This is a genomic window from Lentzea aerocolonigenes (genome assembly GCF_000955955.1).
Taxonomy (GTDB): domain Bacteria; phylum Actinomycetota; class Actinomycetes; order Mycobacteriales; family Pseudonocardiaceae; genus Lentzea; species Lentzea aerocolonigenes_A.
In genome coordinates, this window is sequence record NZ_JYJG01000563.1 from 1 (window position 1) to 264 (window position 264).

The window sequence follows — 264 nt, forward strand, 5'->3', positions numbered from 1 at the left end:
GGGTGTCGCGGGCGTGATCAAGATGGTGATGGCCCTGCGGCACGGCGTTCTGCCGCGCACGCTGCACGTGACCTCGCCGTCCTCGCACGTCGAATGGGGGGCGGGCCGGGTCGAGCTGTTGACGTCGAATCAGCCTTGGCCCTCGGTGTCGCGGGAACGGCGTGCGGCGGTGTCCGGGTTCGGTGTCTCGGGCACGAACGCCCACGTGATCATCGAGGCGCCTCCGACGCCGCCGGAATTGTCAGACCTGCCTGAGATGATTGG

Annotated in this window: 1 protein-coding gene; it reads left to right on the forward strand. The window is 68.6% G+C overall.

The genetic code is table 11. The features are described from left to right. Positions 1-264 (forward strand): ketoacyl-synthetase C-terminal extension domain-containing protein (locus UK23_RS47015; protein WP_045318373.1); only part of this gene is annotated, 264 nt, incomplete at both ends.